The organism is Celeribacter ethanolicus (genome assembly GCF_001550095.1).
Taxonomy (GTDB): domain Bacteria; phylum Pseudomonadota; class Alphaproteobacteria; order Rhodobacterales; family Rhodobacteraceae; genus Celeribacter; species Celeribacter ethanolicus.
The window spans coordinates 262,295-286,315 of the sequence record NZ_LRUC01000006.1 but is presented as its reverse complement, the minus strand read 5'-3'; the positions used below and the strand labels follow the sequence as shown (position 1 = coordinate 286,315).

Here is a 24,021-nt window from a genome sequence, read left to right as displayed (position 1 = left end):
TACGAGGATCTGTACCGCCGCTCGGTGGAGGATCCGGTGTCCTTCTGGGCCGAGCAGGGCAAGATCCTCGACTGGATGGAACCCTACACCCAGGTGAAGAAGACCTGTTTCGATTTCGGTCGCGTCGACATCAAATGGTACGCCGACGGCGTTCTGAACGTCTCTGCCAACTGCATCGACCGCCATCTTGCGCGCAAATCCTTGCAGACCGCGATCATTTTCGAGCCCGACGATCCCAACGAACCCGCCCGCCACATCACCTACAAGGAGCTCTCCGACAAGGTGAACCGCATGGCCAACGTGCTCCTGAGCCAAGGCGTCATGCGCGGCGATCGGGTTGTGATCTACCTGCCGATGATCCCCGAGGCCGCCTATGCCATGCTCGCCTGTGCCCGCATCGGCGCGATCCACTCCATTGTTTTCGCAGGATTTTCCCCGGACGCGCTCGCCAACCGCATCAACGATTGCGGCGCAAAACTCGTCATCACCTCCGACACAGCACCCCGCGGCGGCCGTCGCACGCCTTTGAAGGCCAACACCGACGCCGCCCTGCTGCACTGTTCCGACAAGGTCCGCTGCCTCGTCGTCAAGCACACCGGCGATCAGATCTCCTGGGTGCAGGGCCGCGATGTCGACGTCAAATACCTGATGGAACACGCCAGCCCCGATTGCCCGCCGCGCCCGATGAATGCCGAAGACCCGCTCTTCATCCTCTACACCTCGGGCTCCACCGGCAAACCCAAAGGCGTCGTCCACAGCTCAGGCGGCTATCTGGCCTATGCAGCACTCACCCATAAATACGTCTTCGACTACCACGACGGCGACGTCTTCTGGTGCACCGCCGATGTCGGCTGGGTCACCGGCCACAGCTACATCGTCTACGGCCCGCTCGCCAACGGCGCCACCACCGTGATGTTCGAAGGCGTGCCGACCTACCCCGACGCCGGCCGGTTCTGGGCCGTTTGCGAAAAGCACAAGGTCAACCAATTCTACACCGCCCCCACAGCGCTGCGCTCCCTCATGGGCCAGGGCAACGAATGGGTCGAGAAATACGACCTCTCCTCGCTCAAAGTGCTGGGCTCCGTCGGTGAGCCGATCAACCCGGAGGCCTGGAACTGGTACAACGAGGTCGTCGGCAAGGGGAACTGCCCGATCGTCGACACCTGGTGGCAGACCGAAACCGGCGGGCATCTTCTGACCCCGCTGCCGGGCGCGATCCCGACCAAACCGGGCTCCGCCACCCTGCCCTTCTTCGGCGTGCAACCGGTCATTCTGGATGCCACCACCGGCGAGGAAATGACCGAGACGGAGGCCGAAGGCGTCCTCTGCCTCAAGGACTCCTGGCCCGGCCAGATGCGCACCGTCTGGGGCGATCACGAACGCTTCCAAGAGACCTATTTCCAGCAATACAAAGGCTATTACTTCTCCGGCGACGGCTGCCGCCGCGATGCCGATGGCTATTACTGGATCACCGGCCGCGTCGACGACGTGATCAACGTGTCGGGCCACCGCATGGGCACCGCCGAGGTCGAAAGCGCCCTCGTCGCCCACGCCAAGGTCGCCGAAGCGGCGGTCGTCGGCATGCCGCACGAGCTCAAGGGCCAGGGCATCTACGCCTATGTGACGCTGATGAACGACGTCGAACCCTCCGACGCGCTGCGTGCGGAACTGGAGAAATGGGTCCGCACGGAAATCGGCCCGATCGCCAAACCGGACTTCATCCAATGGGCGCCGGGCCTGCCCAAGACCCGCTCCGGCAAAATCATGCGCCGCATCCTGCGCAAAATCGCCGAGAACGACACAGGCTCCCTCGGCGACATCTCAACCCTCGCTGAACCTCAGGTCGTCGACGAGCTCATTCAGAATTCGCTTTACCAAAAATCTGCGTGATTTTTTCGCAGATATGGTAGGCTAATGTATCGCCCCCACGAAATGAGGGGCGGTGCACCCAAGGCCCAGAGGGCCATCAAGGAGAAAAAGAACGGTTTCCGCGAGGAGGCGGGGCCGTCACTTTGGAAGACCCGCCCCCATCGGGATCGCGGGTCGGGGACAAAAGGGAGGACCGCTCATGGCGGACAATTCAGACAACAACGCCTATTGGTCGGCAAACAAGCGGATCATCGGCATCTCACTGGTGATTTGGTTCATCTGCTCTTTCGGCTTCGGCATTCTGCTGCGCCCGATGCTTGCGGGCATCAAAATCGGCGGCACGGATCTCGGCTTCTGGTTCGCCCAGCAAGGCTCGATCCTTGTCTTCCTCGTGCTCATCTTCGCCTACGCAGCCCGGATGAACAAACTCGACAAAGAACACGGCGTCGACGAGTAAGGAGCGACATCCATGGATCAGTTTACCCTCAACCTCATCGTTGTGGGCGCGACCTTTGCGCTCTACATCGGGATCGCGATCTGGGCCCGCGCGGGCTCCACATCTGAATTCTATGCCGCCGGCCGGGGCGTTCACCCGGTTCTCAACGGCATGGCCACCGGCGCGGACTGGATGTCTGCCGCCTCCTTCATCTCCATGGCGGGGATCATCTCCTTTGGCGGCTACGACACCTCCGCCTACCTGATGGGCTGGACCGGTGGCTATGTGCTTCTGGCGATGCTTCTGGCGCCCTACCTGCGCAAATTCGGCAAGTTCACCGTGCCCGAGTTCATCGGCGACCGGTTCTACAGCCAAGCCGCGCGCACCGTGGCCGTCATCTGCCTCATCACCGCCTCCATCACCTACGTCATCGGCCAGATGACCGGTGTGGGCGTGGCCTTCTCCCGTTTCCTCGAAGTGGACAACACCACCGGCCTGCTGATCGGCGCGGCCATCGTGTTCTTCTACGCGGTCATCGGCGGCATGAAGGGCATCACCTACACGCAGGTCGCCCAGTACGTCGTCCTGATCATCGCCTATACCATCCCGGCGATCTTCATCTCGCTGCAACTGACCGGCAACCCGATCCCGCCGCTCGGCCTGTTCTCCGACCATGTCGGCACCGGTGAACCGATCCTTGCGACGCTCAACGGCCTGCTGCAGGATCTCGGCTTCTCCGAATACACCAAGCAGAGCGACACGACCCTGAACATGTTCCTGTTCACCGTGTCCCTGATGATCGGCACCGCGGGTCTGCCGCACGTCATCGTGCGCTTCTTCACCGTGCCGAAAGTGTCCGATGCACGGTCGTCTGCTGGTTGGGCTCTGGTCTTCATCGCGCTTCTCTACCTCACGGCTCCGGCGGTTGCGGCCATGGCGCGCGTCAACCTGATCGACACCTTCTACCCGAACGGCACTTCGGAAGCTGCGCTTTCGCTCGCCGAAATCGAAGCAGGCGTCGACAATCAGGGCAACCGGGTCGACTGGGTGCGCAACTGGGAAACCACCGGTCTTCTCGCCTTTGACGACAAGAACGGTGACGGCCTGATCGAGTATAACGCCTCTGCCGAAAACGAACTGACGGTGAACCGTGACATCATCACGCTGGCGAACCCGGAGATCGCAAACCTGCCGGGTTGGGTGATCGCTCTGGTCGCGGCCGGTGGTCTGGCTGCCGCGCTCTCAACCGCTGCGGGCCTCTTGATGGCCATCGCGTCCGCCGTGTCGCACGACCTCATCAAGTCGCAGATCAACCCGTCGATCTCTGAAAAAGGCGAGTTGATGGCCGCACGGATCGCCATGGCCGTGGCTATCGCGGTGGCGACCTACCTCGGGATGAACCCGCCGGGCTTCGCTGCACAAACCGTGGCTCTGGCCTTCGGTCTGGCCGCAGCCTCGATCTTCCCGGCGCTGATGATGGGCATCTTCTCGAAGCGCATCAACAACAAGGGTGCGGTCGCGGGCATGGTCTCCGGTCTGGTGGTGACGATTGTCTACATCTTCCTGCACAAAGGTTGGTTCTTCATCGCGGGCACCAACTCCTTCACCGATGCCGATCCGCTGCTGCTGTCGATCAAATCGACCTCCTTCGGCTCCGTCGGTGCGCTGGTGAACTTCGCGGTCGCTTATGTGGTCTCCAACGCCACGGATGAGCCGCCGGCGGAAATCCAGGACCTGGTCGAAAGCATCCGCATCCCGCGTGGTGCCGGTGCGGCCGTCGATCACTGAGATCGGTTCGGGCTGGCCTTCGGGCCCGCCCCACACCATACTCGGGGCGCGGGGGCATCACGCTTTCGCGCCCTTTTTCAAAGCCCCGCGTTTTACCGCCCCGATCGCTGGAGCCCGCGATGTCCGACACCGCCAAAATCATCGGCTTTCTCCAGACCACCCACCCCTATGACGTGCTGCCGCAGGCCGAGCTCGAAGAGCTGTCCACGTCGTTCTCGCGCAAGCGCTTTCTCGAAGGCGAGACGATCTATGCCCATGGCGATCTGCTCGAAGGGCTCTATCTGATCAAGGACGGCTCGGTCGAGATCACCGACATCAACGGCGGGCAGGTTTCGCTCCTGCAAAAATCCAACCATTTCGGCGAACGCGGATTGCTGCGCGACGGGCTGGCCGCCACAACGGCCACCGCCGCCACCGACTGCACGCTCCTGCTTCTGACGCCCGAGGCGTTTAAAACCGAAGTCGCGGCCAACGCCGCCTTCGCCCGCTATTTCAATCGCGGTCAGGCCCGCCCCAAAGCCGCCTCCGGCCTGATGACGCAACATGTGTCCGATCTCATGGCCCATGCGCCCGTGACCTGCTCGGAGACCACGCCCATCGCGGATTGCGCCCGGCTGATGCGCGACGAGAAAGTGTCCTCCGTGGCCGTCACCGAGGGCGAGCGCCTTCTGGGCCTCGTCACCGTGCGCGACATGACGAACAAGGTTCTGGCCGAGGGCCGCGACACCGCCCTTCCCGTTTCCACCATCATGGCCCGCGATCCGATCACCCTCGATCCCGGCGCGCTTGGCACCGATGTGATCCACGTCATGCTGGAAAACCACATCGGCCATCTGCCCATCGTCGAGGGCGGCAAATTCGTCGGCATGGTGACCCAGACCGACATCACCCGGTTCTTCGGCTCGTCGCAGACGCAAATGGTCTTCGACTTGAGCAACGCCAAAACCATCGCCGAGATGGCTGCCGTCACCGCCCGCCTGCCCGACTTCCTGATGCAGCTCGTCGGATCGCATCTCGCTCATGACATCGTCACCCGCAAGGTCACCGACATCGCCGACATCGTCACCCGGCGGCTTTTGAAAATGGCCGAAGAGGAATTCGGCCCGCCGCCCGTGCCCTATCTCTGGGCCGCCTGCGGGTCTCAAGGACGGCGCGAACAAACCGGCGTGTCCGATCAGGACAATTGCCTGATCGTCGACAACGCGGCCACAGACGCCGACATGAACTATTTCCGCCGCTTCGCGCGCTTCGTCTGCGATGGGCTGGACGCCTGCGGCTATGTCTATTGCCCCGGCGAAATGATGGCGATGACCGAGCGCTGGTGCCAACGTCTCTCCGTCTGGGAGGGTTATTTCAACAAATGGATCGCCGCCCCGGACAACGAAGCCCAGATGCTCGCCTCCGTCATGTACGACCTGCGCCCCATCGGTGGCGACGAGCGCCTGTTTGCGCCATTGCAAAAGACCGCTTTGGAGGCGGCGTCGAAGAACTCCATCTTCGTCGCCCATATGATCTCCAACTCGCTCAAACACACCCCGCCTCTGGGCCTTTTGCGCGGTTTCGCCACGATCAAATCCGGCGAGCACCGCAATGCGCTCGACATGAAGGCCAACGGCGTCGTGCCCATCGTCGATCTCGGTCGGGTCTATGCGCTTCAGGGCAAGCTCCCCGCCGTCAACACCCGCGCCCGCATCGTCGGCGCCATCGAAGCCGGGATCATTTCGGAAACCGGCGGCAAAGACCTTTTGGCCGCCTATGACACCATCGCCACCGCCCGTCTCGAACATCAGGCGGCGCAGGTGCGCGACGGTCAAAAGCCCGACAATTTCCTGAGCCCCTCTGCGCTTCCGGCCTTCGAACGCTCTCACCTGCGCGATGCCTTTGTCATCGTGCGCACCATGCAATCCTCGCTCGGCTCCGCGTCCGCGCGCTCATAACAGAAGGGACCAATCCCCATGCTCCTCGAATTCATCGCCACGATTTCCGCCGGTGTCGGCGCCGCCGGTCTCATGGTCGCCCTGCGCAAATTCACCCGTGGCGGCCTGCCGAAATGGCTGGTCCCCGCCGCCGCCGGTCTCGCCATGCTCGCCTTCACCATCTGGTCGGATTACTCGTGGTTCGCCCGCGCACAGGCCACTCTGGGCCCCGACAAGATCGTCGCCACCTCGGTCGAAAAGCAACAGATCTGGCGACCCTGGACCTATGCCGCGCCCGTGACCACGCAGTTCATCGCGCTCGACAAAGCCAAGACCACGGTCGACGGCGCCATGGTCGGCACCGACATGTACCTCCTGTCCCGGCGCGGCGACAGCGCCATCGTGCCCGTCACCTTCGACTGCCTGATGTCGCGCCGCACCGATGCGCATGGCGAACTGACCGGCGCGGATTGGATCAGCATGGATCAAAACGATCCGATCCTGCGCACCGCCTGCGACCGGCTGAGGTAAAGGAACTCATCATGGCCGAACCGTCCCGCATCCTGCTTGTCGAAGACGAGGACAACATCGCCATCGCGGTCGAGGTCCTTTTGTCGCGTCTCGGTCATGACATCCTGCGCGTCGCCGATGGCGATCAGGCCCTGCCGAACATCCGCGCACAAACGCCCGCTCTGGTGATCCTCGACGTGACCCTGCCCGGCCGGTCGGGCTACGAGATCTGTCAACAGATGCGCCGCGACCCTGCCCTCACCCCGATCCCCGTGCTGATGATGTCCGCCCGCTGTTCCGAGCCGGAGAAACGCAAGGGCTTCGCCATGGGGGCCGACGCTTTCCTGAGCAAGCCCTTCGCCACCGAGGACTTGCGCGGCACGGTCACACGACTGATCGAAGGAGGCCGCCATGAAACTTGAGCACTGGTCCCTGCGCCTTCGGGTCTTCCTGTTCTTCGCCTTCCTCGCCGTGGTCGCGATCTCCGGCGAGGCGGTCGGGCTCTATCTCGGCTTCACCCGGATGGACGATCCCGCAGCCCTCGGGGGCTTCGTCTTTGCCGGTGTCATCGCGGGCTTCGCTACATTGGCCGTCGTCGCCTGGGTCTGGTTCCTGTTCGACGAACATGTCGCCCGTCCGATCCAGCGCCTCGCAGGCGCGCTTCTGGCCCGCGCGCATGCCGATGTCGAGGAGGCGCTCGACGCCAAAACCGCGCGCTACCTCGGCGATCTCGCCCCTGCGGCGCAGGCAGTGACCGCGAATCTCGCCGCCACCCGCAACAAACTCGCCGAAACCGTCGCGCAGGAAACCACGCGTCTGGTCGAGGAGAAGCAAAAACTCACCGCCCTGTCCGCCGAGATGCCGCACGGCGTCGTGCTGTTGTCCGGGCTGCACAAGATCGCCTTTTACAATGGCGCGGCGGCGGAACTTCTGTCCGCCGATCATCCTCCCGGTCTCGATCATTCGATCTTCGATCTGTTGCGCGCCCGTCCGATCCTCTCCGCCTATGCACGGCTTTGCGCCGGAGAAGGCGGCGACGGCCATGTCCTGCCGCTCACCGTGGCGACCGTGCATGGCGCCGAGGTGCTCTCCGCCCGGATGCGTCTCATGCATGCCCCCGACGAAGGCGATATTTCCCCGCCCTATGTGCTCACGCTCGATGACGTCACCGCCGATCTGGCACTACATGCCGAGCGGGAGCGCCTTCTCTCCCGTCTCTTCGACCGGCTTCGTCCCTCGCTCACCGCGCTGCGTACCGCACTTGCCGCCCGCATGGAAGAGAACGGGCAGGACGATCCACGGCTCGACACCGCCCTCACCTCCGAGATCGAGCGCCTCACCGATGAGGTCGCGGCGCTCGATGCCGAATACGAAGCGCATAAATCCGACTGGTGGCCGATGGCACAGGTCCGCGCCAGCGAGCTTTGCGATGCGCTCACCGCCCAACTCGCCGAAGAGGACATCGCGCTTGCCGCCGACACGACCGACCCCATGGCCCTGACGCTCGATGCCGTGCAGATCGTCGCTTTGCTCGCACACATCGTTCGCCGCCTGTCCGCCGAAGGGGCGCGCGCCTTTTCCTTTCTGATCAGCCGCGACGAAGACGCAGGCGCAATGCTGGCATTGGGCTGGAGCGGCGATGCGCTTTCGGTCGACATGCTGGAAAGCTGGCTCAGGGAACCGCTCGACGTCGGTCTCGCGGACATGAGCGGTCGCGCGATCCTGCGCGTTCACGGCACCGAAGCCTGGCCCGAATTCGGGCGCGGCTCACGCGCGGTTCTCAAACTGCCGATCCGCGAAGCGCGTCGGCTGCGCCGCAGTTTCGGCGACGGTCGCCGCACCGCCACCTACGATTTCGATCTGCTGAGCCGCACCCCGCCCAAGGAACTGATGGACAGCCCACTGTCCGACCTCGCCTATGTCGTCTTCGACACGGAAACCACCGGGCTTCTGCCGTCGCAAGGCGACGAGATTTGTCAGATCGCAGCGCTGCGCGTGGTCAACGGCAAGGTGGTCGAGACCGAAAGCCTCGATCAACTGGTGAACCCCGGACGCGCCATCCCGCCCTCGGCCACCGCCGTGCATCACATCACCAACGAGATGGTGAAGGATGCGCCAAAGATCGACGTGGTCGGGCGGCAATTGCACAGTTTCGCGCGCGGGGCGGTTCTGGTCGCCCATAATGCGCCCTTCGATCTCGAATTCCTGCGCCGTCACGAGGCCGGGATCGGTGCGAAATTCACCAACCCGGTACTCGACACCGTGCTTTTGTCCGCCATCGTCTTCGGCCAGTCGGAAGAGCACACGCTCGATGCGATCTCCACGCGGCTCGGCGTGAAAATCCCGCCAGAGGCCCGACATACCGCCATGGGCGACACGATCGCGACGGCAGAAGTGTTCATCAAACTGCTGCGCATGGCAGAGGAAAAAGGCATTCGCACCTTTGGCGACGCGCTCACCGAGATGCGCAAGCACAAGCGGTTGTTGCAGGACGCGAACGAGGCGACCGGCGCCTAAAACAGCGCCCTGATCTGCCCAATCGTGCCCCGGTGATCGTAGAACGGCACATGATCGGGCGGCATCGCCCGCCCGAAGGCCGCTTCGATCTCCGCCAGAACCACACGGGTCACAAACGGCAAATCAAAGCCCCGCGCACCGTGCAGCGTCACCCATTGCAGATGCGAAAGTTCGTCCTCTGCGGCGGAAAAATCATCCGCATCACACGCGAGATGCGCCGCATTCACCAGGAAGAACCGCGCATCGAACCGCCGCGGTCGCCCCGGCGGCGTGATGGCGCGAAAGACGAATTGCAACTCCGCCACGGAGGGCAGCACCAACCCGGTTTCCTCCCGCAACTCCCGCAGCGCGGCATTGGCCAGCGCCGCGTCCAGCCCCGGCGTGCTCTCCGCCGACAGCCGTCTCTGCGTCACCGGATCGAGCGCCCCGGGCAGAGGCGCCTCAAAATCCGCCGCGTCCACGGCCCCGCCGGGAAACACGAACTTGCCGGGCATGAACACCGCACTGCGCCCGCGTTGCCCCATCAGGACACGCGGCCCTTCCGCGCCCTCGCGCAAAAGGATGACCGTGGCGGCATCGCGGATCGGAAGTTCACTGCTCATGCCAGCAACCCTACCCGGCTCTCACGGTTCGCGAAAGGCCTCACGCGATTTGTAGAGCGGTTTCAGAAGATATTGCAGAAAGGTCTTCGAGCCGGTGTGCAGTTCCACCTGCGCCCGCATGCCGGGCCGGATCTCGATCTTTTGCTGCCGCTCCGTGAGACTGCCGAGATCGACCGTCGCCGTCACCCGGTAATAGGGCTGGGCATTCGGGTCGCGCTCGTCCTTGAACGTGTCGGCGGAGACCACCTGCACCGTCCCCTTGAGAGAGCCGTAAATCGTGTAATCATAGGCAGATAGCTTGATCGTCGCCTCCTGCCCCGGCTCGACATGGGCGATGTCCTCGGGCCGCACATGCGCTTCTATGAACAGCTCCTCGTCGACCGGAATGATCTGGACCAGTTCCTCACCGGGGCGGATCACGCCACCGATGGTGGTCACCGTCAGGTTGTTGACGATGCCGCGCATCGGCGCGGTGATCACTGTGCGCCCCAACTGATCCTGCGCCAGAGTCAGCGCCTGTTTTACCGAGGCCAGTTCCTTGAGCGTATCGGAATAATCCTCCGCCCGCTCAAGCTCCGCCTGCGTCACGATCTCGTTGTATTTGAGCTGCGCGTCCGAATGCGCCTTGCGCGCCCGCGTCACCTCGATGAGCGCCACGACGTTTTTCTTGAGCATGTCCTCCATCATCGAACGCTCCGCCTCGGCCTGTTTCAAAACCGCCATAGCCCCGTCCTTGCGCGCCAGATAATCGTCCACCCGCGCCGACAAAAGCGCCTTCTCGGAGGCCAGAACATTGGGCGCGCGGGCGGCGAGGTCCTCGGACACCTCAAAAGCATCCTCCCCCGCCATCTCTGCCTCAAGCCTGAGTTGCCGAACCTCCAAAGCATCCAGTTTTTCCTGAAGATCGTCGGCGGAGGTGCGAAACTCCGTCCCCTGCAACCGCGCCAGCACCTGCCCCTGTTCGACCTCCTGCCCCTCATGGACCAGAAGCTCCGACAGGATTCCACCTTCGAGGTTTTGCACGATCTGCGGCCGGGACGAGGAAATCATCTGCCCGTCGGCGCGCACGATCTCGTCCACCCGCGCAATCGCCGCCCAGATCAGGAACAAAAGCACCACGAGCGCCGAAATCCTGATCACCCAGCCGGGCCGATCCATGTCGCGGGCCAGAACATCGTCGAACGCCATTCTCACCCGTCCTTCCGGCTCAGATGCGCCATGACCTGCTCACGCGGTCCATCGACCTTGAGACGCCCCTGATGGAACACCATGCAGCGATCCGTGAGCCCTACGATGGGCATGCGATGCGTCGCGATGATCGCCGTGCGCCCGGCCAGCCAGCCCTGTAACCGCGCAACCAGCGCGCTCTCAAGCCCCTGATCCAGCGCGGCGGTCGGCTCGTCCAACAGGCACACGGAGGGGTTCTGCAACCACAACCGCGCCCAGCCGATGGACTGGCGCTGCCCGACCGAAAGCCCCTCGCCGCCATCACGGATCTCAAGGTCGAGCCCCCGGTGATGCGACCTCACAAAAGCCCCAAGGCCTGCGAAATCCAGCGCCGCCAAGAGCCGGTCGTCGTCGCGCTCCAGCCCCCCAAGATTGAGGTTGTCGCGCAGCGTCCCGGCAAACAACCGCACGTCCTGCCCGAGATAGCCAACATTGCGGCGAATGTCGCGCGGGTCGATCTGGCTCATCTCGGCGGCATCGAGCAGGATGCGGCCCTGCGACGGCGCATAAAGCCCGGCCAGAAGTTTCAGAAATGTACTTTTCCCGGACCCATTTGCGCCAAGGACCGCAATTCTCTGGCCTTGTTTCACATCGACAGCGGGCAGGTCCAGCGTTGGCGCGCCTTCCGCATCGTAGCGAAATTGCACCTCGCGCAGCGCATAATCCCCCCGGATCTCCGGACGGCGCAGGAAATTGCGATCCTCGCCCGCATCCTGTGGCGCGGTGGCAATCGCGTCGAGCCCGTCGAGCGCGGTTTTAACATTCGTCCAGCGCGCCATCGTGCCCGACAATTGCGTCAGAGGCGCCAAAGTGCGCGAGGTCAAAATCCCCGTCGCGATGATCGTCCCCACGGTGAATTCGCCCGCAAACACAAGGTAGGTCCCAGCCACCACGGCGGACACATAAGTGAGCTGTTGCACTCCTTGCGACCAGAAGGTCAGCATGCCCGAGAGCTTGCGCTGTTCCGAGGATTTCGCCGCCGACAACAGGTTCAGCTCGTCCCAGATCCGCCGCACCCGCTCTTCGCCGCGCTGGGTCTTGATCGTATCGAGTTCGAACACCGCCTCATGCAATAGGCGCGATGCTCTGGCCGAGGCGCCCTGCGTCTCCTGCGTCAGCCGCATCATGCGTTTCTGCATGACATATCCCGGCACCACCATGATCACCGCGCCCAAAAGCAGGATGAACACCACCGGCCCGGCGATGGAAGCCACCAGCGCGAAGAACAGAAAGATGAACGGAATATCCGCCACCGAGCCGATGGTCGAGGCGGTGAAAAATTCCCGCACCGAACTGAATTCCCGCATCGCGGAGAACAGGCCCGAAGGCGTCGTCGGACGCGCATCGGACCGCATGCCCAACAGCCGCCCCATCAGCATCGACTGCACCCGCATCTCGATCTGTCGCCCGGCGCCGTCCATCAACCGCGACCGCGCGAGCTTGAGAACGGCTTCGAGCGCAATCGCCATGACCGCACCCAGAGCCAGCACCCAAAGCGTCGCCTGCGACTGATGCGGGATCACCCGGTCATAGACCTGTAGCGAAAACATCGCGACCGCGACGGCCAGCATATTGGCCACCAAGGAGCCCAGAGCGATCTCGCCGATCTGGCGTCTGAACGCACCAAACTGACCCCAGAACCAGTGTTTTTTTGACAAATCCGGCACATATTGCGCCGAAATCGTCTCCAATGTTTTCCCGGCCCGGACCAGCACCCCGGTGAAAAACGGCGCGAATTCCGCAAGCGACACATCCGCGCGCTGATCCGGCGCGGTGGTGTCATGGATGGTCAGCACATCGCCCTTTTGCTTGAGCACAAGAACGACATGCCCCGAAGACATATAGACCAGCGCCGGCCAGAGCTTCGCCGTCAGAGCGCCCGGACGCGCCAGTTCGGCGGTCAGCCCCGTGCCCCGCACGGCGCGCAACATCGCCTCGGGAGGGATCTCCGCGCCGGTCTGATCGGCAAGGCTCTCGATGATGTCGGAGACCATCGCCCGTTGCCCGAGATGACTGGCCAGCGCCACGACCAGTTCGGCGCGCTGGATGATCCGCCGCGAAAACACCGGCTGGGCCAAGGGCAGCATGGCAGGCTCCGGCATCGGTTCCGCAACGGCTGAGGGCACGACTGCCATCTCCGGGGTCGCGCCCGGCGCAGGCATGGGCGCAGCCTCATGAACCGGCTCCCGCAGCTTTGCAGCAGCCGTGATCCCGGCGGTCGCATCCGCAGCCTGGCGTGCGCGCTCCAGCCTCTGTGCCTTCGCCGTCTCACGTCCCTCACGCTCGGCCTCGATCTCCCGCACACGTGCCGTTTCACGCTCCTGCGCCGCGCGCGTCGCCTCGGCCGCCTTGCGCCGGAGCGCCTCTTTGGCGGCCTGTTTCTTCGCCTCGACCGGATCGCTGGAAAGCTTAGGTTGCGCGGGCCGCGCCTCCACCTTCGGCGCGCCGAGATGCACCGTCAGAGGCGCGGGCGCTTTCGGATGGTTCGACACATCCTCAGGCACCTTGGGGCGCGCCGTGCTCAGGGTAAAGGCAAGTTTCGGGGACCGGCTCAAATCGCCCTCCCCTCGGCCAAGGCGCCCTTGTCGCGCGCAATCTCCAACTCGGTCAGAGCAATTTCATATTTGATATCAATATGTTTCAGCTCCTCGCGGATCATCTGCTCATAGACGTTCAGCACATCCATGACGGATTTCTGACCGGCTTCGAACTGATCCTGAAAAATCCGGTAATTGGCGCGGGTCTGCTGCACCAGATCGGCGGCGTCCCGCTCCTGACGGCGCAACGCCGTCAACCGGCTCTCGGCCCGTGCGGCACGGCGGGCGGCACTTTCCCGCGCCTGCGCGACCGTGGCCTGAGCCGCCGCCTCGCGCGCCCGGCTCGCTTCCATCTCGGCGGCGGTGCCCAGCCCAAGCCCGCCGCCTTCATAGCCAAGCCCCGAACTGTCCGATTGTCCGAACAAGGTCGAAGCACTCAGCGTCGGCAACATCGCGGCCCGTTCCGCCTGTGCCTCGGCAACGGTACGTTTCGCCTCCGCCTCGGCGCGCAACACATCGAGAGGGATCAGCGCGCCCGACGGGGCCGCAATCCCCGTGGCCTGCTCCAGCACCGGAAGCGCCGCACCGCCGGTCAGTGTCGCAAGCTCCTCGCGCGCGCTGGTTTCGGCCTCGCGATGGGTGCGTGCCTCATGTTCCATTTCCGAGATGATAGACCCGACCACGCGCTGGTCCGACAGGCTCGACGCCCCGCCCTTGACGCGTTCGGTCACCACCCGGTTGAACTCGCGCATCCGGCCCAGACCGCGCTCGGCCATATCCGCCTTTTCGCGCGCCTCGGAAATCGTGATGTAAAGCGTCAGCCCTTCATACACCCGGTCGTTCATATCCTGCGACAGGGCGACGGCGGAGACCTCGACATCGGCGGCGGCAAAGGCGCGTTCCGCCTTGCGCTTGCCATTGTCATAAAGCGTCGCCTCGACCAGCAACCCGCCCGCCAGCTTGCCCAGAGAACTGAGCGAAATGTCCGGTCCGATGGTCGGCAGCCAGTTCTTCTCCCGCGCCACCGCGCGCATTTTCGAGGCCCGAAGCTCCGCCTGCGCCAGCCCCGAAGAGGTGGCGAGTACGGCGGAGGCGACCTGCCCGTAAGCGGAACCTGCGGGCAGGACCGACGGTCGCGCCAAGAGATCGGAAATCAGCGGGGAGCCCTCGCCTTCATTGGCGTCGGACAGGGCGTGGTCGGAGACCGGGGCTTGTCCCGATCCGCTGTCGAACCGGTCGGTCTTGAACATTGCAACCGGAGACAGGCCGGCCCCTGTGCCGCCGACACAGCCACCCAGCCCCATGGCGGAGACCAAAAGCGCACCGATCGCGATGCCGAACTGTGGTCGCACGCTCATGCCCTTGTTGCTCCTCACCTCCGTTGCCATACGGGCGGGATGCCCCCGCCCGTAGTCGGCCTGCCTCAGGGCAGAACGACTTCGATGTCGTGATCGACCAACACCTGATCGTCGCCCAGCGTATAGATGTCATAGGTGTTGCCATCCTCGGTCACGCTGCCGGAGAGTGTTGCGCTCTCCTCGAACACCACACGATCGTCTTCGCCACCGTGAATGGTCAGCGTGCCCTCTTCGCCCAGAAGCCGGTCGAGATCGGCGGAAGACAGGCTCACTTCGCCACCGTTGACGAACTGAAGATCAATCGCGCCGAGGTCGAACTGATCGAGGCCGGAATTGTCGAGATCCACTTCGAAATAGGCGCCATCGGGCCGTTCGTTCGTCGTATCGAGCACCAGAAGCGTGTCGGAGCTGTTCCCCGCCGCATCTTCGGCGGTGATGACGATCTGATCGCCGTTCGAAACATGGGTGTCAAAGCTCATGAACAGCGTGTCGCCGAGATCGGTATCCGTATGCGTGATCGCGCTGACCGTTCCGCTCTCGTCCAGGGCATAAACCGACATCTCGTCGCCCGTGTCGGTGACCATGACGGACCCGACCCCGTCGACATAGCGCATGACACCTTCGATACCGGTGCTGTCGATCTCCGTGTCGACGGTGATCGTCGTGGTCTCCGACAGGGTGTTGCCCGCCGCATCGGTCGCCGTCACCACGACATCGGTCTCGTAAGTGCCTTCGGCAATCTCACCCGAGGCAAAGGTCACGCTCCAGTTGCCATCCGCATCGACACTGGCCTGGCGGGTCACCCCCTCCAGCGTCACATAAACGGTGGAGCCGACCTCCACGATCCCGGTCAGGGTCGCGCCGTCATTGATTTCCTCGAGGTTGAGATAGAGATCGCCGCCCGCATCCGCCGAAAGCTTCAGCGCGTTCACATAGGTGTCGTAGCTCAGCGTCTCGGTCAGGGTCGATGTGTTGCCCGCCGGATCGGTCGCGGTGACCGACACATCCGCCGATCCTTCGCCCGACGGCAGTGCCGAGGCCGGGATCGCGGCGCTCCAGTTGCCTGAGGCATCGACCGTGGCGGTGTAGCTCTGGCCATTGAAGGACAACACCACTGTGGACCCCACCTCGACCGTGCCCGAGAGCACGACGCCGGAGCTTGCTTCCGCCGCGTTGATCACGCCATCCGCGCCGCCCTGCACTCCGGTTTCCGCGAAATTCGACACATAGGTGTCGATCTCCACCGCCGCCTGCACGGAGGCGGTGTTGCCCGCCGCGTCGGTCAGCGTTGCGGTGACCGTGCTGTCATACTCGCCCGCCGTGATCTCGGAGGCGGCGAAGAAGGCCGAATAGGTGCCGCCCGTCGTCGAGGTCACCGTGTGCGAGACCCCCGCCAGCGTCACGGTCACGGTTTCGTCCGCCGTCGCCGTGCCGGTGATCCAGACCCCGTCGGAGGCCTCGGTGGCGTTGATCACATTGTCCCCCTCGATCGGCGTCGTCAGCGTGATATTGCCCGCAACCGTGTCGACATGCACCACGCTGGTGCTGGTCGCCGTATTGCCCGCCGCATCGGTGGCAACGGCGGTCAGGGTGGTATCATATTCACCGCCTGTCAGCGTCCCCGCCGCATAGCTCGCGGTCCAGGTGCCAGTGTCATCGGCCATGGTGGTGACCGACACGCCTGCCAGCGTCACAACGACCGTCGCACCCGCTTCCGCCGTGCCGGTAAAGCTCATCGTCTGCTGGCTCTCGGAAAGGTTGACGGTCTCATCGCCGCCGGAATGGCCCGCATCAATCGCAACGCCCGTGGTGGTGTCGATGTGGAACGTGCCGGTCGCGGATGTGCTGTTCCCGGCCAGGTCGGTCGAAGTCGCGGTGACCTCCGTGCTGTAGGTGCCTTCCGGCAACGTGCCGCTCTCATAGGTCACCGACCACGATCCGTCCTCCGTCACGGTCGTCGTGCGCGACACACCCTCGACCGTCACCGTGACCGACGCCCCCGCCTCGCCCGTGCCCGTGAGCGTCACACCGCCAGCCATTTCGGAGGCATTCACCGTGCCGTCGCCGCCCGCGCTGTCGTCGTCCACGGTCAGCGAGGTCTCAAGGTCGATGGAAATCTCATGCGTGTAGGTCGCGGCATTGCCATAGGCATCGGTGACCGTCGCGGTGACCGTGCTGTCATAAGTGCCCGCGGGCAGGCTGCTGCCATCGAAGGTCACCGACCAGGTGCCATCTTCCGCCACGGTGGTCTCGACCGTCTGACCTTCGAGCTCGACCACCACGGTCGCGCCCGCTTCGGACTGGCCGGAGACGATCACATCGTCGGAGGCTTCCGCGATATTGACCACATCGTCGCCCTCGACCGTGTCGAAACTCAGATCCTCCGCCTCGGTGTCCACGACCAGCGTGTCTGTCACCGTGGTCGAGTTCCCCGCCGCGTCCGTCGCCGTGACGGTGACGCCGGTGGTGTATTCGCCCGTGTCGATGGAGCCGCTCTCGAAGGTCGTGCTCCAGGTGCCGTCCGTGCCGACCACGACCGTTTGCGTCGTCCCGTTGATCTCGACCGTGACCGTGGCCCCAACCTCGCCCTCACCGGAAATCACATAGCTGCCGCTGTCGTAAATCGCGCCGTTCACATAGTCGCCGGAGCTTTCCACGCCCGACAGGATCGACACATCCGGCGCCGTCGTGTCGGCATTGCCATTGCCGCCCTTGCCGCCGCCATCGCCATCCAGCAGGTCGTCCACGACCGCAATCCCGGCCACACCGGCCGCCGCCACCCCTGCACCGCCGAGCCAGCCGAGCCCTGCCGCCGCAATCGGTGCGACCACCGGCTCGACCCGTTCGAGATCGAGGAAGGCAAGCTGATCATATTCGCTCCATTTGCCGCTCAGGTCGATGTCCTGATACCCCGCGACAAGCGGTCCTTCGCCCTCGTCCACGAAATCGACCCGGGTCATCGCCCCGTGCTCGGAGAGCAGCAACTCATGCTCGCCCTCGAAATAGCCCTCAAGCACAATCGTCTTGCCACCGACAAGCCCGATCACCAGATCGCCGCCCTGTCGGGTATAGCCGCTGACCGCGGCGCTCGACATATTCAGGGAGATATCTTCGACGTCCTGAACCGCGATCACTTCGCTGTTGCCGGACAAGGAAAGCGTGCCTGTGCTAACGCTGCCCGCATGATCGCGGACGGAATATTGCAATCCCAACATTTTACCAATTCACTTCTGCTCGAGGAACATCCGCGTCCGGGAAAATCCGCCGCGGCTTTTCGTTTCTGTCGCGCAGAAATTACGGGAAAGGCGATTCTCAGGCTAGGGGAGAAATGCACAGCCGTTAACCATTTTGACCTTTTCGCCACAAAATCAACGCAAGGTTGTGGCTTCCCCCTCCAGATGTTGCGAAATGGCCAAGATATTGCAGCCAGGCCGCAACTACCGCCCTTCCAGCCGTTTCAAAATGCCGCAGCCATCCGTCGCAGCCTGAGCGCATTCGACACCACGAACACCGAAGACATCGCCATCGCACCCGCCCCCAGCATCGGTGAAAGCTGAAGCCCGAACCCAGGATAGAGCACGCCTGCCGCCACCGGGATCAGCACCGCGTTATAGGCAAAGGCCCAGAACAGGTTCTGCCGGATGTTCACCATGGTCTTGTGGCTGACGTCATAGGCGGTCACCACCGCCGACGGGTCACCGCCCATCAACACTACATCCGCCGCCTCGATCGCGACATCCGTGCCGGTGCCGACCGCGATGCCGACATCCGCCGAGGCCAGCGCCGGCGCGTCGTTGATCCCGTCACCGACGAAACCGACCGCGCCATGGGTCTCCTTGAGCGCCGCGACGATCTTGGCCTTGCCCTTGGGCAGCACCTCTGCCTCGACATGATCAATCCCGAGATCCCGCGCGATCACTTCTGCGGCGCGGCGGGTATCCCCCGACACCATCGCCACCTTGATGCCGCGCGCATGAAGCGCCTCGACCGCCTTGCGCGAAGCGGGCCGCACCGGATCAGAAATCCCGATCACCATCACCGCCACCCCGTTACGGGCCACAAGAACCGGGGTGCGCCCCCGCTCTGCCAACGCCGTAAGCGGCGCTTCGAACGGCGCGGTGTCGATCTTTTCGCGGGTCATCAGCCGCATGTTCCCGACATGCAGCGTCACGTCGCCGATCTCCGCCTTGATCCCGTGCCCGGCAATCGCCCGTGCCTTGTCGACCTGCGGCAAAACCAGCCTCCGCGCCTCGGCGGCACGCTCGATGGCCCGCGCGATGGGATGTTCCGACTTGGCCTCGACTGCGGCGACCTCCGCCAGAAGCGCGTCTTCCTCGCCCGCCAGAACCGTCACCTCGGTGACATCCGGACGTCCTTCGGTCAGCGTGCCGGTCTTGTCGAAGGCAATCACCTTGACCTCTTGCAAGCCCTGCAACGCATCGCCCTTGCGAAACAACACGCCAAGCTCGGCGGCGCGCCCCGTGCCCACCATGATCGAGGTCGGCGTTGCCAACCCCATGGCACAGGGGCAGGCAATGATCAGCACCGCAACGCCCGCGACCAAAGCATGCGCCAGCGCAGGCTCCGGCCCGAAGATCAGCCAGACCAGCACGGTCAGCGCCGCCAGCCCCATCACGACCGGGACGAAATACATCGTCACCTTGTCGACCATCGACTGGATCGGCAGTTTCGCACCCTGCGCGTCCTCGACCATGCGAATGATCTGCGCCAGCATGGTGTCGGCGCCGACCTTTTCGGCCAGATAAGTCATCGTGCCTTCGCCATTGACCGTGCCCGCGATCACCGGCGATCCTTCGGCTTTCGCCACCGGAAGCGGTTCGCCCGAAATCATCGCCTCATCGACATGGCTGTCGCCCGACAAAACCTTGCCGTCCACCGCGATCTTCTCGCCCGGACGCAGGTGCAGCACATCGCCCACCTTGATCTCTTCGATCGGAACCTCGACCACCTCGCCCGTGCGCTCAGCTCGTGCGGTTTTCGCGCGCATTCCGGCGAGTTTGCGGATCGCCTCGCCCGTGCGCCCCTTGGCCCGCGCCTCAAGCCAGCGACCCAGCAGGATCAGGGTCACGATCACGGCGGCAGCTTCGAAATAGACGTTCTGCGCGCCCATCGGCACGGCACGGGGCAAGAAGGTCACGAAGGTCGAAAACAGATAGGCCGCGCCTGCGCCCAGCGCGACCAGAGCGTTCATATCCGGCCCGCCTTTCAGCAACGCCGGGATGCCCTTGGCAAAGAACACCCGCCCCGGCACCGCAAGGATTACGGTCGCCAAGGCAAATTGCACCATCCGCCAGAGCCATTCCGGCACGGACATCATCCACCAATGATGCAGAGCCGGGATCAGATGCCCGCCCATCTCGATCAGAAAAATCGGCAGGGTCAGCACAGCGGCGAGGATCAGCTTGCCGCGGATCTCCCGCGCTTCGCTTTCCTTGCGGTTCACCGGTTCGGCCGTCGTATCGACCCGCGGCTTTGCCTCATAGCCCGCCCCGGCGATGGCCTTGGTCAGGCTTTCGGCATCCTGCACGCCCCTCAGATACGTCACCGTCGCCGTCTCGGTCGCGAGATTGACGGAGGCTGCCGTCACCCCCTCGACCGCCTGCAAGGCCCGTTCGACCCGCCCGACACAGGAGGCGCAGGTCATGCCCTGCACATCGAACGTCAGTTCCTCCACCCGCGCCGGATAGCCCGCCTTGTCGAGCACCTCGACCAGACGCGCCACATCGACACCGTCGCCGAAGCGCACATCCGCCGTTTCGGTCGCAAGGTTCACATTGGCCGCCTCAACGCCCTCCGTCCCCTTCAAAGCGCGCTCGACACGCCCCACACAGGAGGCGCAGGTCATACCTTCGACGGAGAAACGGGTGCTGTGCATCTTTTCCACTCTGGTCTTCTGACGGATCGGAGTTAGATATATAGCGCAGAGCCATAGCGCCTTCGAGCGCTCCGTGCAGATTTTCATGAAAGGGTGTCGAACCATGTCCGTCTTTTCCGTTCCCAACATGACCTGCGGCCATTGCAAGGCCGCCATCACCGAAGCGCTCGAAGCCATCGACGACACGGTCGAGATCGAGGCCGATATGAACGCGCACGAAATCGACGTCTTCTCCGAAGCCGGCGACGAAGCCATTCTCGACGCGCTGAAAAAGGCGGGCTACCCGGCCGAACTCAAAAGCTGATCGACGCCAGCGCCCCATTGCAACCCCGTGCCCCCCGCGCCATAAACACTATGACACGAGGGAGGCACGGATGAGCGCACAGGCGGGGATCTTCGACGGGACGGAGCTATGGCTCTGGGATCTCGACAGCGCCTCCTCTGCCCCGCTCCTCTCCGAAGCCACGGAGCGCAGCGGCCTTTCTGTCATCGCAGGCACCTCTGCACCCGCCCGCAATCTGCCCTGCACCGCCCTGCCCGACGCTCTGCCCTCTCCCGACATCCCGCCGCTGTCGCAGGATCATCCCCGCACCGTCACACAGGGCGAAGAGGTGACGCTGGCCGGGTTCATCGCGCAAAATCCGAAATTCGACGGCATCCTCTGCCTGCCCTCCGCCACGTCGACCCTCTGGGCCCATGTCAGCGCCGAGGAAATCGTCTCCATGCGGCGGTTTCTGACCGGCACCATGGTGAGCACCGCCTTCGACGGGCTGACACTCGGCGATCCAGAGGCCTTTACCGAGGCGCTTTCCGACACCATGTCCCGCCCGGAACACGCCCCCCTGCGACTGGCCGCGCTAAAAGCCGAGGTCGATCTGGACGAGATCACCCCTCCTGAGGCCGCCTCCCGTGCCACAGCCGCGCTGATCGGTGCCGAACTCGCCGCCACACGCGCCTATTGGCTCGGCCAACCCGTGGCCGTCATCGCCCCCGCCCCTCTCCGCGCCCCCTATCGCACAGCCCTTGAAAGCCAGTTCGTCCCAGTCTCACAGGCAGATGGCCACGCCATGACCCTCGCCGGACTACGCCTTGCACGTGAAAGGTTGACCCGATGAAGGAACTTTTCGGTCATCTGAAAGACGGGCGCCGCGTCGACGCGATCACACTGACCGCTGGCGATCTCAGCGTCACCGTCCTGTCCTATGGCGCAATCCTCAACGACGTGCGCCTGCGCGGCGTACCCTATGGGCTTACACTCGGCGGAACCGAGATTGCCGCCTATGAACACGGACCAATGGAGTATTTCGGTGCCATCGTCGGCCCGGTTGCCAACCGGATTTCCGGCGCGCGGGCGGAGCTTGACGGGCGGGAACTGGGGTTCGAAGCCAACGAGGGCGAGACGCTCCTGCATGGCGGCCCCCAAGGGCTGCATACCGAACTGTGGAAGATCGCGGCCCTGAGCGCCACCTCCGTGACGCTGACCCTGACATTGCCCGACGGCAAGGGCGGCTTTCCCGGCAACCGCCTGATCACCGCGCGCTATACGGTCGAGGCCCCCGCGACGCTTCGTCTTGAACTCACCGCCACCACCGATGCGCCGACGCTTTTGAACCTCGCCAACCATTCCTATTGGAACCTCGACGGCACGGCGACCACCGACGGCCATTGGCTTCAGGTCTTCGCCGACCGCTACACCCCGGTCGACGGTCGGATGATCCCCACCGGCGTGCTGGACGTCAGCGGCACGGGTTTCGATCTGAGCGACGGCCATGTGCTGCGCCCTTCAGACGCCCAGCGCTATGATCACAATTTCTGCCTTGCGGACGGGCCGGGCAAGATGAAACCCGCTGCGATCCTGCGCGGCACCAGCGGCGTAACGCTGCGCATGAACACGACCGAACCGGGGCTTCAGGTCTTCGACGCCGCCCCCATCGGCAGCGGCGCGATGAACGGCCATCGCGGCGTGCCGGAGGTCGGGTTTTGCGGCGTCGCACTTGAGGCCCAGCGCTGGCCGGACGCGCCGAACCGCTCCGATTTTCCTTCGGTCCGTCTCGATCCCGAAGACACCTACCGGCAGGAAACCCGCTGGTCCTTCTCAAAGAAATAAGGCGGGGAAGACCCCGCCCTTTTTATCCCTCAAGCCCCGCTTCGTACCATTTGCGTATGGCCGCGCGGCTCTCGTCATCGAGCGCCATGTAACTGCCCGCAGGCGGCATGGCGTGGGTCACCCCGGCCTGAAGCCAGATCTCTTTCGCCATGGTCGCCACCTCCTGCGTGGTCTCAAGCCGCACGCCTTTCGGCGGTGAGGCCATGCCCTCCCAATAGGGCTCTCTGGAATGGCACATGGAGCAGTTGGTGGTGACGATATCATGCACCTCCTCGAACCCGGCCGCCGAGGCAAAGCGCTGCGCCATCGGGCCAAGGGCGGCTTCGTCTTCGCCCTCGTCCTGCATGTAGATGCCTGCGGTCGACAGCCACATGACGGCGAGGAAAAGCCCCACGGTCAGCCCCCAGGTCCACCACAGCATGCCCCCGCGTTTGTGCATCGTGTTGAAAAAATGCCGGATCGTGACCCCCATCAGGAACACCAGCGCCGCGATGATCCAGTTGTACTTGGCGGCGAAGGCCAGCGGGTAGTGGTTCGACAGCATCATGAAGATGACCGGCAGGGTCAGGTAGTTGTTATGGGTCGAGCGTTGCTTGGCGATCTTGCCGTATTTCGGATCGGGCGTGCGCCCGGCCTTGAGATCCTCGACCACCACCTTCTGGTTCGGAATGATGATGAAGAACACATTGGCGCTCATCACCGTCGCGGTAAACGCCCCGAGATGCAGGAAGGCCGCCCGCCCCGAAAACACCTGCGTATAGCCCCAGGCCATCGCCACAAGGATCACATAGAGAATGACCATCAGCCAGGTGTCGTCCTTGCCCAACATCAGCTTGCAGATCGTGTTATAGACGATCCAGCCAAACGCCAGCGAAGCCACGGAAATCGCGATTGCGGTCCAGCGCCCCATTTCCATCACGTTGGGATCAATGAGAAAAAGCTCCGCCCCCATGTAATAGACCACCGCCATAAGTGCGAAACCCGTGAGCCAGGTCGAATAGCTTTCCCATTTGAACCAGATCAGGTCCGAAGGCATCCGCGCAGGCGCGACCATGTATTTCTGGATGAAATAAAAGCCGCCGCCATGGACCTGCCATTCCTCGCCCGACACGCCCTGGCGCCGGTCCGACGAGGGCCGCAGCCCGAGATCGAGCGCGATGAAATAAAACGACGACCCGATCCACGCAATCGCGGTGATCACATGCAGCCAGCGCAGGGCAAACTCCGCCCATTCCCAGAAAATCGGCATCAACGTCAT

At 63.8% G+C, this 24,021-nt stretch carries 17 protein-coding genes; 10 read left to right on the top strand and 7 right to left on the bottom strand.

Going from position 1 to position 24,021, the window contains the following annotated elements; translation table 11 throughout:
* The 7 genes from acs to NH195_RS03175 form a co-directional block, all read left to right on the top strand.
* On the top strand, positions 1-1,890 hold a 1,890-nt coding region (acs, locus tag NH195_RS03205; RefSeq protein WP_066702944.1), incomplete at its 5' end, for an acetate--CoA ligase.
* Positions 1,891-2,068: 178 nt separating this feature from the next.
* Positions 2,069-2,326: a DUF4212 domain-containing protein gene (locus NH195_RS03200; RefSeq protein ID WP_066702943.1), complete on the top strand. Its 258-nt coding sequence runs from the start codon at positions 2,069-2,071 to the stop codon at positions 2,324-2,326.
* Between the two features lie 12 nt (positions 2,327-2,338).
* Positions 2,339-4,093 (top strand): sodium:solute symporter family protein, encoded by a 1,755-nt coding sequence (locus tag NH195_RS03195; protein WP_066702931.1) that lies wholly within the window; start codon positions 2,339-2,341, stop codon positions 4,091-4,093.
* A 119-nt stretch (positions 4,094-4,212) separates the two neighbouring features.
* On the top strand, positions 4,213-6,030 hold the full coding sequence (locus tag NH195_RS03190) for a DUF294 nucleotidyltransferase-like domain-containing protein (protein WP_066702929.1): 1,818 nt from the start codon (positions 4,213-4,215) through the stop codon (positions 6,028-6,030).
* 18 nt (positions 6,031-6,048) lie between these two features.
* Complete coding sequence (locus NH195_RS03185) at positions 6,049-6,540, top strand: hypothetical protein (RefSeq protein WP_066702928.1); 492 nt, start codon at positions 6,049-6,051, stop codon at positions 6,538-6,540.
* 11 nt (positions 6,541-6,551) lie between these two features.
* Complete coding sequence (locus NH195_RS03180; RefSeq protein WP_066702927.1) at positions 6,552-6,941, top strand: response regulator transcription factor; 390 nt, start codon at positions 6,552-6,554, stop codon at positions 6,939-6,941.
* Positions 6,931-9,036: a 3'-5' exonuclease gene (locus NH195_RS03175; RefSeq protein ID WP_066702926.1), complete on the top strand. Its 2,106-nt coding sequence runs from the start codon at positions 6,931-6,933 to the stop codon at positions 9,034-9,036. Before NH195_RS03180 ends, NH195_RS03175 begins: the two co-directional genes overlap by 11 nt.
* Here NH195_RS03175 and NH195_RS03170 read toward each other — a convergent pair.
* From NH195_RS03170 to NH195_RS03145, 6 genes are all read right to left on the bottom strand, one after another.
* A complete protein-coding gene (locus tag NH195_RS03170) occupies positions 9,033-9,638 on the bottom strand; it encodes an NUDIX hydrolase (protein ID WP_066702924.1) in 606 nt (201 codons plus the stop codon). The two genes, NH195_RS03175 and NH195_RS03170, sit on opposite strands and share 4 nt — an antisense overlap.
* A 21-nt stretch (positions 9,639-9,659) precedes the next feature.
* Positions 9,660-10,826, bottom strand: coding sequence for an HlyD family type I secretion periplasmic adaptor subunit (locus NH195_RS03165; RefSeq protein ID WP_066702923.1), 1,167 nt, complete (start codon positions 10,824-10,826; stop codon positions 9,660-9,662).
* Between the two features lie 2 nt (positions 10,827-10,828).
* Entirely contained in the window at positions 10,829-12,967 is a 2,139-nt protein-coding gene (locus NH195_RS03160) for an ATP-binding cassette domain-containing protein (protein WP_238379681.1), read from the bottom strand.
* A gap of 449 nt (positions 12,968-13,416) precedes the next feature.
* Positions 13,417-14,760, bottom strand: coding sequence for a TolC family protein (locus NH195_RS03155; RefSeq protein WP_066702922.1), 1,344 nt, complete (start codon positions 14,758-14,760; stop codon positions 13,417-13,419).
* A 65-nt stretch (positions 14,761-14,825) separates the two neighbouring features.
* A complete protein-coding gene (locus NH195_RS03150) occupies positions 14,826-17,975 on the bottom strand; it encodes an Ig-like domain-containing protein (RefSeq protein WP_066702919.1) in 3,150 nt (1,049 codons plus the stop codon).
* Positions 17,976-18,217: 242 nt separating this feature from the next.
* Positions 18,218-20,656 (bottom strand): heavy metal translocating P-type ATPase, encoded by a 2,439-nt coding sequence (locus NH195_RS03145; RefSeq protein ID WP_066703017.1) that lies wholly within the window; start codon positions 20,654-20,656, stop codon positions 18,218-18,220.
* 103 nt (positions 20,657-20,759) lie between these two features.
* Here NH195_RS03145 and NH195_RS03140 point away from each other — a divergent pair, with 103 nt between their 5' ends.
* The 3 genes from NH195_RS03140 to NH195_RS03130 all read left to right on the top strand — a co-directional run bounded on the left by NH195_RS03140 (position 20,760) and on the right by NH195_RS03130 (position 22,763).
* The gene (locus NH195_RS03140; RefSeq protein ID WP_066702916.1) at positions 20,760-20,960 is read left to right on the top strand and encodes a heavy-metal-associated domain-containing protein; all 201 of its coding nucleotides are present in this window, start codon (positions 20,760-20,762) and stop codon (positions 20,958-20,960) included.
* A gap of 70 nt (positions 20,961-21,030) precedes the next feature.
* Positions 21,031-21,771 (top strand): 2-dehydro-3-deoxygalactonokinase, encoded by a 741-nt coding sequence (locus tag NH195_RS03135; protein ID WP_066702913.1) that lies wholly within the window; start codon positions 21,031-21,033, stop codon positions 21,769-21,771.
* A complete protein-coding gene (locus tag NH195_RS03130; RefSeq protein WP_066702907.1) occupies positions 21,768-22,763 on the top strand; it encodes an aldose epimerase family protein in 996 nt (331 codons plus the stop codon). The genes NH195_RS03135 and NH195_RS03130 overlap by 4 nt, the downstream gene beginning before the upstream one ends.
* 22 nt (positions 22,764-22,785) lie before the next feature.
* On the opposite strand, the gene NH195_RS03125 is transcribed toward NH195_RS03130, so the two are convergent.
* Positions 22,786-24,021, bottom strand: a complete 1,236-nt coding sequence (locus tag NH195_RS03125; RefSeq protein ID WP_066702905.1) for a urate hydroxylase PuuD — start codon at positions 24,019-24,021, stop codon at positions 22,786-22,788.

Excerpts from the sequence above, each read along its gene's own strand:
- NH195_RS03200 (WP_066702943.1), top strand. The coding sequence starts at position 2,069 with ATGGCGGACAATTCAGACAACAACGCCTATTGGTCGGCAAACAAGCGG.
- NH195_RS03195 (WP_066702931.1), top strand. The coding sequence starts at position 2,339 with ATGGATCAGTTTACCCTCAACCTCATCGTTGTGGGCGCGACCTTTGCG.
- NH195_RS03190 (WP_066702929.1), top strand. The coding sequence starts at position 4,213 with ATGTCCGACACCGCCAAAATCATCGGCTTTCTCCAGACCACCCACCCC.
- NH195_RS03185 (WP_066702928.1), top strand. The coding sequence starts at position 6,049 with ATGCTCCTCGAATTCATCGCCACGATTTCCGCCGGTGTCGGCGCCGCC.
- NH195_RS03180 (WP_066702927.1), top strand. The coding sequence starts at position 6,552 with ATGGCCGAACCGTCCCGCATCCTGCTTGTCGAAGACGAGGACAACATC.
- NH195_RS03175 (WP_066702926.1), top strand. The coding sequence starts at position 6,931 with ATGAAACTTGAGCACTGGTCCCTGCGCCTTCGGGTCTTCCTGTTCTTC.
- NH195_RS03170 (WP_066702924.1), bottom strand. The coding sequence starts at position 9,638 with ATGAGCAGTGAACTTCCGATCCGCGATGCCGCCACGGTCATCCTTTTG.
- NH195_RS03165 (WP_066702923.1), bottom strand. The coding sequence starts at position 10,826 with ATGGCGTTCGACGATGTTCTGGCCCGCGACATGGATCGGCCCGGCTGG.
- NH195_RS03160 (WP_238379681.1), bottom strand. The coding sequence starts at position 12,967 with ATGCCGGAGCCTGCCATGCTGCCCTTGGCCCAGCCGGTGTTTTCGCGG.
- NH195_RS03155 (WP_066702922.1), bottom strand. The coding sequence starts at position 14,760 with ATGAGCGTGCGACCACAGTTCGGCATCGCGATCGGTGCGCTTTTGGTC.
- NH195_RS03150 (WP_066702919.1), bottom strand. The coding sequence starts at position 17,975 with ATGTTGGGATTGCAATATTCCGTCCGCGATCATGCGGGCAGCGTTAGC.
- NH195_RS03145 (WP_066703017.1), bottom strand. The coding sequence starts at position 20,656 with ATGCACAGCACCCGTTTCTCCGTCGAAGGTATGACCTGCGCCTCCTGT.
- NH195_RS03140 (WP_066702916.1), top strand. The coding sequence starts at position 20,760 with ATGTCCGTCTTTTCCGTTCCCAACATGACCTGCGGCCATTGCAAGGCC.
- NH195_RS03135 (WP_066702913.1), top strand. The coding sequence starts at position 21,031 with ATGAGCGCACAGGCGGGGATCTTCGACGGGACGGAGCTATGGCTCTGG.
- NH195_RS03130 (WP_066702907.1), top strand. The coding sequence starts at position 21,768 with ATGAAGGAACTTTTCGGTCATCTGAAAGACGGGCGCCGCGTCGACGCG.
- NH195_RS03125 (WP_066702905.1), bottom strand. The coding sequence starts at position 24,021 with ATGACGTTGATGCCGATTTTCTGGGAATGGGCGGAGTTTGCCCTGCGC.